Here is a 471-nt window from a genome sequence, read left to right on the forward strand (position 1 = left end):
CCCATGTTCTCCATGGCGCGGCGCAGGAGGCGCTGGCGCCGGAGCTTGGAGGCTTCGTCGGGGTTGGAGGGGTCTTCGGCCGCCACGTCGTCCTCGTCAAAATCCCAGTCGTCCAGATCACCGGACAGCTCGTCCGCAGTCTGGCCAGAAGCCCCCGCGTTGTCACCGGGGAACGCGGTGGAGCGGGGAGAAGGCAGCGGCTCGAATGTCGCCTCGACGATGGCCTCGACGAGGAATTCGTTGGCGTCGCCCGCCGAGCGGACGTCCGAGCGGATGAGGGCTTCCAGGTGGGCGTCCACCTGCTGGAGGGCGGCCTCGAAGGAGGCGGTGAGGTTCTGGGCGGGGTCGTTGGACTCGTCGAAGGAGACGATGCGCCACAGGTCGTCCTCGCTGGCGCGGGCGGGACGCACGGGCGGTGTGGCGGACGCGGGGAACTTCGGGGGCTGGACGGCCCAGAGGTCCGGCTGGGGG

1 pseudogene is annotated in these 471 nt (G+C 70.5%); it reads right to left on the bottom strand.

Features of this window, described 5'->3' with window-relative positions:
• Positions 1-471, bottom strand: a pseudogene (locus D7X55_RS40620) (molecular chaperone DnaJ); the annotation flags it as partial.

This window comes from Corallococcus sp. AB049A, from assembly GCF_003668885.1.
In the GTDB taxonomy this organism is placed as follows: domain Bacteria; phylum Myxococcota; class Myxococcia; order Myxococcales; family Myxococcaceae; genus Corallococcus; species Corallococcus interemptor.